Source organism: Streptomyces sp. NPDC056160, assembly GCF_042268205.1.
Taxonomy (GTDB): Bacteria; Actinomycetota; Actinomycetes; order Streptomycetales; family Streptomycetaceae; genus Streptomyces.
Map to the genome: position 1 here is coordinate 1 of NZ_JBHJUW010000239.1, position 7278 is coordinate 7278.

4 protein-coding genes are annotated in these 7278 nt (G+C 73.1%); 1 reads left to right on the top strand and 3 read right to left on the bottom strand.

The window, feature by feature from the left end:
• The 3 genes from ACFC02_RS40630 to ACFC02_RS40640 all read right to left on the bottom strand — a co-directional run.
• On the bottom strand, positions 1-904 hold a 904-nt coding region (locus ACFC02_RS40630; protein ID WP_376367744.1), incomplete at its 3' end, for a protein kinase.
• 123 nt (positions 905-1027) lie between these two features.
• Positions 1028-3259 carry a serine/threonine-protein kinase gene (locus ACFC02_RS40635; protein WP_376367746.1) on the bottom strand — a complete coding sequence of 744 codons (2232 nt, stop codon included), beginning with the start codon at positions 3257-3259 and terminating at the stop codon, positions 1028-1030.
• A gap of 197 nt (positions 3260-3456) precedes the next feature.
• Positions 3457-5163 (bottom strand): glycerol-3-phosphate dehydrogenase/oxidase, encoded by a 1707-nt coding sequence (locus ACFC02_RS40640; protein WP_376367748.1) that lies wholly within the window; start codon positions 5161-5163, stop codon positions 3457-3459.
• A gap of 292 nt (positions 5164-5455) precedes the next feature.
• Here ACFC02_RS40640 and ACFC02_RS40645 point away from each other — a divergent pair, with 292 nt between their 5' ends.
• On the top strand, positions 5456-6664 hold the full coding sequence (locus tag ACFC02_RS40645) for a nucleotide sugar dehydrogenase (protein ID WP_376367750.1): 1209 nt from the start codon (positions 5456-5458) through the stop codon (positions 6662-6664).
• Positions 6665-7278: the final 614 nt, after the last annotated feature.

Consider the following 7278-nt stretch of genomic DNA (forward strand, 5'->3'; position numbering starts at 1 on the left):
GCCGGGCTCCCTGCGCGCGCCCGCCCGCACCGCCGCCACCGCCGAACCCGGCCGCGCCGCCCGCGCCGCCGCCGAAACCTCCCGTACGGCCTGCGCCGGCCGGACCGCCGGCACTGCCCCTGCCGCCCCCGGGCCCGCCGCTGCCGTACTGGTCCCCGGGCGGCTCGCGGTACGGCTCTGCGTAGGGGGCCGCCACACCGGCCACGGGCTCGCCCGGGCCGTCCTCCCCGTCTTCCCCGTCCGGCGCGGGAACCGGGTCGTACCCGCACAGCGCCTCCTGGGCCGCGCCGACCGCGAGACCGGTCAGCACCACCCGGCCGTCGTCGCAGACCATCACGGTGCGGGCGGTGATGTTGCGGTGCACCCAGCCGTGCCCGTGCAGGACCCGCAGCGCCATGAGTATGTCGGAGGCGACCTCGGCCGCGCGGTAGGGCGTCAGCGGCCGGTCGGCCAGGAGGGCCGCAAGCGGCCGGGCGGCGACCAGCTCACTGGCGATCCACAGCGAGCCACCCTCCGCGAACACGTCGAACACCTGGTCGAGCCGCGGGTGGTCGGGGATCCGCGCCGCGGCCTGCGCGGCCTCGACCGCCCGCCGTACCGCCGGATCGGCGGGCCGCCGCGTGGCCCCGGACTCCGCACGGGGGGCGTGCGCCGGAGGCAGACCGCGTCCCGTGTGCCCCCCGAGCCCCCGGAAGGCGCTGTCGCGCGCCGTGAATCCGTCGGGCAGCCCGTCCGCGTCGAGCACCTCGGCCTCGACCACCTCGGGCAACGGCACCTGGCGGAGCAGCACTTCCTGCCCGCTGTAGGTGTCGAAGGCCCGGGTCTCGGTGAGTTCGTACTCTTCGGACGGAGGCACCGGCAGGCGGTAGCGGTCGGCGAGTACCCGGCCCGCGTAGTCGTCCACGTTGCCTCCCCCGGCCGCACGTTCGGTCAAATACGTTCGCCACGCGTCCCGTTCCCGATGCTCACGGTCCGCAACCACTCACGATACGTGCCGGAGGCAACCCGCAAGAGGGGAAGCCGGATCTCACTTGGGTTCGAACGTCTTCGTCAGCGTCCGCCACGTGTCCCGGCGCAGGTCGCTGTCCCACTTGTCGGCCTTCGCCGTGTACATCAGGGCGTAACCGAGGTGGTCGTCGACCACGAACCCGCGGTCCACCGTGCGGTACTTCGTGCCGCCCTCGGTGTAGGTGAACTCCCAGTCGGCGGCGTTCCACCCCCGGTAGCCCACCTTCTCGATACGGATGCGGTGGTACTCGGAGCGCACCATGGAGCCCTCCTGGTTATTCCAGTCGGCCACGGGGTCGTCCTTGGGCGTCGACGTCCAGGCGACGAGCAGCTTCTGCCCGTCGGGGCCGGTGAACCGGGCGCCCGAGGAGCCGGTGGTCGTGTACTTCCAGCCCTTGGGCAGCCCGATGGAGAAGCCCTGGTCGCCCTTGTACGTCGTGGTCGCTCCGTCGCCACCGGAGCCGTGACCGGAACCCGACGCGGAGCCGCTGCCGGAGGCGTCGCCGCCCGGCGTGCCGGCGCCGTCGCCCGCCGTGGGCGAACCGCCGGCGTCCGTCGCCGCGCCGGTCTGCTTGCCGTCCGGGCCCTTGGCGCTGCCCTTGCCCTGCCCGGCCGTCGTGCTCCCGGTGGCCGCGGCGCCGGCCGACGTACCCGCCCCGCCGCTCCGGTCGCCCTTGGAGCCCTTGTCGTCGCCGCTGAAGGCGATGGTCAGCACGGTGCCGATCACCGCGAGCACCACCACCACGGCGATGATCACCAGGGTCCGCTTCGGCACCACGTCGGTGATCGGCGCCCTGGGCACCGGACGCGGGGGCAGGTCCAGGTCCGGCGGCGGCACCACGGGCCAGCCACCACCCGAGCGCCCGGTCTGCACGCCACCCGCCGTGCCACCGCTGCCGCTGCCGCTCCCCTCGCCGGTCCCGCTCCCGCTCCCGTCGGCGCTCGCGCTGCCCTCGGTCTTCCCGGCCGTCGCTCCGGAGGCGCCGGCCGTACCGGAACCACCGGCGGTCCGGGCGGTCGTCGTGCCACCGGCCGCACGGTCCGGGGTACCGGACGCCGAGTCCGCTGTGCCGGTGCCGGCCGCCGCCTGCTTGGTGCGGGACGCGGCGGCCGAGGTCGCCGTCCCGGCCGCCACGGCCGCCTTGCGCACGGACCGCAGCGCACCGCGCAGCCGGTCGGCCGCCTCCTCGCCCCGCTTGCCCCCCGCACCGGAACCGGAGGGGGACTTCGAAGCGGAGGCGGAACCGGAGTCGGTGCCCGCGGCGCCCCGCGAACCGGTGCCGGCCTTCTTCGACGAGCCCTTGCCCGAGCGCCGGTCCGGCTGCACGGGCAGGGGTACGACCTTGGTGGCGTCCGCCGGGGGCTCCGGCTCCGCCGCCCCGCGCTCGGGCGCGTTGACGACGGCGTCGAGCAGAGCACGGGCGCCCGCGTCGTCGAGCCGCTTGGCCGGGTCCTTGTTGAGCAGGCCGAAGATGACGTCCCGCAGGGGCCCCGCGTTCTTGGGTTCCTCCAGCGGCTCGGTCATCACCGCGGTCAGCGTGGCGATGGCCGAACCCCTGTCGTACGGCGGCGAACCCTCGACCGCCGCGTACAGCAGGCCGCCGAGCGACCACAGGTCGGCCGCCGGGCCGGGCTTGTGGCCGCGGGCCCGCTCCGGGGAGATGTAGGAGGGCGCGCCGACGAGCATGCCGGTCGAGGTGATGGACGGGTCGCCCTCGACCTGGGCGATGCCGAAGTCGGTGAGCACGACGCGGCCGTCCTCGGCGATGAGCACGTTGGACGGTTTCACGTCGCGGTGCAGGATGCCCTGGCGGTGCGCGGAACGCAGTACGTCCAGGACGGCGAGCCCGACCTCCGCGGCCCGGCGCGGCTTCAGCAGGCCGTCCTCACGGATCACTTCGGCCAGGGACTTGCCCTCGACCAGTTCCATGACGATCCACGGCCGGTCGTCCTCGTCGACCACGTCGAAGACGGTCACGGCGCTGGTGTCGCGGATGCGCGCGATGGCCTTGGCCTCGCGCAGCGTCCGGGTGATCAGGCGCCGCTTCTCCTCCTCGTCGATGTTCGTCGGGAACCGCAGTTCCTTGACGGCGACCGTCCGCCCCAGGGTCTCGTCCTCGGCCCGCCACACCGTGCCCATGCCGCCGCGGCCGAGCACGTCTCCCAGCCGGTACCGCCCGGCGAGAAGACGCTCGCTGTTGTCCTGACGAGTGTCCTGACGGGATGCCCCCGCCCGCTCCGCCTCCGACATGCGTCCCCTCATGCAACCCGCCCTGACAGAGGCTCCATTGTCCCTCACCCGACAAGTGCCCGACGCCCAGGGTGCCCTCTGCGGACACCCCGGGGCACGGCGGGTCCACGCTGAACAGCGCGTATGCCACGGGGTGATGACGGCCGGTGACGAAACCCCTCTCCCCCGCCCCCTTCTCTCCCGTTTCCCCCCTTCTGCTACAGCGGCACGATGTCCGGCGCCCCCAGTCGCGCCGCGTCCGCGGTCAGATCGTCGGGCTGGCGCTGCGACTCCCGTTCCGCCTCCACCCGCTTCTCGTAGTGCTCGACCTCCCGGGCGATCTGGTCCTGGTCCCAGCCCAGGACCGGCGCCATCAGTTCGGCGGCCTCGCGCGCGCTGCGCGTGCCCCGGTCGAAGGTCTCGATGGATATGCGGGTGCGCCGGGTCAGGACGTCGTCCAGGTGGCGGGCGCCCTCGTGGGAGGCGGCGTAGACGGCCTCGGCGCGCAGGTAGTCGTCGGCGGCCTTCAGCGGCGCGCCGAGGGAGGGGTCCTCGGCGATGAGGTCGAGGACTTCCTGCGCCGCCGCCCCGTACCGGTTCAGCAGGTGCTCGACGCGCACCACGTGGATGCCGGTCTCGGCGGCGATGCGCGCCCGCGCGTTCCACAGCGCGTGGTAGCCCTCCGCGCCGAACAGCGGGGTCTCCTCGGTGACGCAGTCGGCGACGCGCATGTCGAGGCCGTGCACCGCTTCGTCCACGGCGTCCTTGGCCATCACCCGGTAGGTGGTGTACTTGCCGCCCGCCACGACCACGAGCCCCGGCACCGGGTGCGCCACGGTGTGCTCGCGCGAGAGCTTGCTGGTGGCGTCGGACTCGCCGGCCAGCAGGGGCCGCAGGCCCGCGTAGACGCCCTCCACGTCGTCGCGGGTGAGCGGTACCGCGAGCACCGAGTTGACGTGCTCCAGCAGGTAGTCGATGTCGGCGCTGGAGGCGGCCGGGTGGGCCTTGTCGAGGTCCCAGTCGGTGTCGGTGGTGCCGATGATCCAGTGCCGCCCCCAGGGGATGACGAACAGGACGGACTTCTCGGTGCGCAGGATCAGGCCGGTGGAGGAGTTGATGCGGTCCTTGGGCACGACCAGGTGGATGCCCTTGGAGGCGCGGACGTGGAACTGGCCGCGCTGGCCCACCATCGCCTGCGTGTCGTCCGTCCACACCCCGGTCGCGTTGACGATCTGCTGAGCCCGGATCTCGTACTCGCCGCCGCCCTCGACGTCCTGCACCCGCGCTCCGACCACCCGCTCGCCCTCGCGCAGGAACCCGGTGACCCGCGCGCGGTTGGCGGCCGAAGCGCCGTAGGAGACCGCCGTGCGCACCAGGGTCGCCACGAAGCGGGCGTCGTCCATCTGTGCGTCGTAGTACTGCAGGGCGCCGACCAGGGCGTCCTTCTTCAGGCAGGGGGCCACGCGCAGCGCGTGACGGTGGCTCAGGTGACGGTGTACGGGCAGTCCGCGGCCGTGTCCGCGGGCCATCGACATGCCGTCGTAGAGCGCCACGCCCGAGCCCGCGTACAGCCGCTCCCAGCCGGTGTGCTGGAGCGGGTACAGGAACGGCACCGGCTTGACCAGGTGCGGAGCTAGCCGTTCGAGCAGCAGGCCGCGTTCCTTCAGCGCCTCCCGTACGAGGGCGAAGTCGAGCATCTCCAGATACCGCAGCCCGCCGTGTATCAGCTTGCTGGACCGGCTGGACGTGCCGGACGCCCAGTCGCGCGCCTCGACGATGCCGGTGGACAGACCGCGCGTGACGGCGTCCAGGGCCGTACCCGCACCCACCACGCCGCCACCCACGACCAGAATGTCCAGCTCACGCTCGGCCATTGCCGCCAGTGACGCGGCGCGCTGCGCCGGCCCCAGTGTCGCTGTCCTCACTGCTGCCTCCCGCTCTCGGTCGAGCCGGCCGCACCCGTCGGGCGAAGCCCCGTCCCATACGTCTCCGGTACCCCTCGAGTTCTCCCCTGACCAGATTCTGACCGGGTTGCCCGTCTTCAGCCACCAGTCGCCCCCAGCCTGTGGACAACTCCCACCGGTTCACCGAGAAACACGCTGGTCAATCCCGCAAAACGGTCATATTTACTCCTAGTCTGACATTGCTCTCGCTCGTCCTGTCCACAGGACTTGCGTGCCCGCACCACCTCGGTTATTGGGAAGGACGGCCCACGCCATGCCCGCAGATCTCGCCGTCATCGGACTCGGTCCTCTCGGCCTGCCCCTGGCCCAGGCCGCCGTCGCCGCCGGTGTCCCCACGCTCGGGTACCGCACCGGGGAGGAACCCGGCTCGCTCAGCGCCGCCGAACTGCGCCGGATGCTCTCGGGGGGCTTCCGGCCGGCCACCAACCCCGCCGAGCTGGGCCGGGTCCGCACCGCCGTGATCTGCGCGCCCACCCCGCGCGGCGCCGACGGCGGGTTCGACCTCGGGCAGGTGGAGACCGCCGCCCGCGCCCTGGCCGAACACCTGCGCCCGCACACCACGGTCATCCTGGAGTCCCCCGTCCACCCCGGGACCACGGACGCCTTCCTGCGCCCGCTCCTGGAGGAGGGCTCCGGCCTCGTGGCGGGCCGCGACTTCCACCTCGCCTACTCCCCCAGCCGCGTCGACCCCGGCAACCGCGACATCACCCCGGCCAACACGCCGAAGGTGATCGGCGGCCTCACCCCGGCCTGCACCGAGTCGGCCGCCGCCTTCTACGGCCGCCTCACCGACAAGGTGGTCCGCGCGCGGGGACTTCGGGAGGCGGAGACCGTCCACCTCCTGGAGACCAACTACCGGCACGTCAACATCGCCCTCGTCAACGAGATGGCCGTGCTCTGCCACGACCTCGGCGTCGACCTGTGGGACGTGGTCCGCTGCGCCGAGACCAAGCCGTTCGGCTTCCAGGCCTTCCGCCCGGGCCCCGGCGTCGGCGGCCCCGGCCTCCCCCAGGACATGTCCGGCCCGGCCGGCCGCGGCCTGCGCATGGTGGAACTCGCCCAGCGGGTCAACAGCCGCATGCCCCGCTACGTCGTCCAGCGCGCCGCCGCCCTCCTCAACGAGCACGGCAAGTCGGCGCGCGGCGCCCGCGTCCTCCTCCTGGGCGTCACCTACAAGCCCGACCTCGCCGACCTCCAGGGCACCCCCGCCGAGGAGATCGCCGACCGCCTGACGGGCCTCGGCGCCTGTCTCAGCTACCACGACCCGTACGTGCCCGCCTGGAACGTCCAGGACCGCCCCGTCCCGCGCGCGGACGCCCTCTACGAAGCGGTGGCCGACGCCGACCTGACGATCCTGCTCCAGCACCACAGGACGTACGACCTGCAAGGCCTGTCGGTGAAGGCCCAGCTGCTCCTGGACACCCGCGGTGCGGCCCCGCTGGGGGCGGCGCACCGGTTGTGAAAGGGGGCGCGCGGGGGCCCGGCGGCCGGAAGCAGTGGAAGCGGACGAGTCCCGCCGCTACCGTAGGAGACGGAACCCACCGCAGGGGCTACTGCAGCGGGCTCCTGGCCGCCACGCAGAGTGTCCACCCCTAGGTCTTGTAGGGGTGGCCGCGCAAAAAAGGTGGAGCCCACCGCAGAGGGCTACTGCAGCGGGCTCCTGGCCGCTACGCGGAGTGTCCACCCCTAGTTCACATAGGGGTGGCCGCTCAGCGGCCGTAGATCCACAAGACACACCTCCTCCGGAACTGCACCAGCCGAAGCCGGATGTGATCCCAGCGGGTGGGCTTGCGGTGACGGCCCATGGGCACGCCCCCTTCCACGACGCCGCCCAGTAAGCCCGGTGGACGGCTCATTGGAACTCCGGGCCGGGCCCCGGGCCACCGGGTCCGGAACCTCGTTCCTTGGAAGGGGGCGCCCCAGAGAACCGGGTCGCCGATCACAGACACTACCGCCCCACATCACCCGTTCAGCCCGCATTCGTCCCGAACGCAACCACGCGCCCCCCTTTGCGCAACGCGCCCCCGACCAGGGCCGCTCGGGCATGCGGAAGGGCCGGTCGCCCCACCCCGGGCG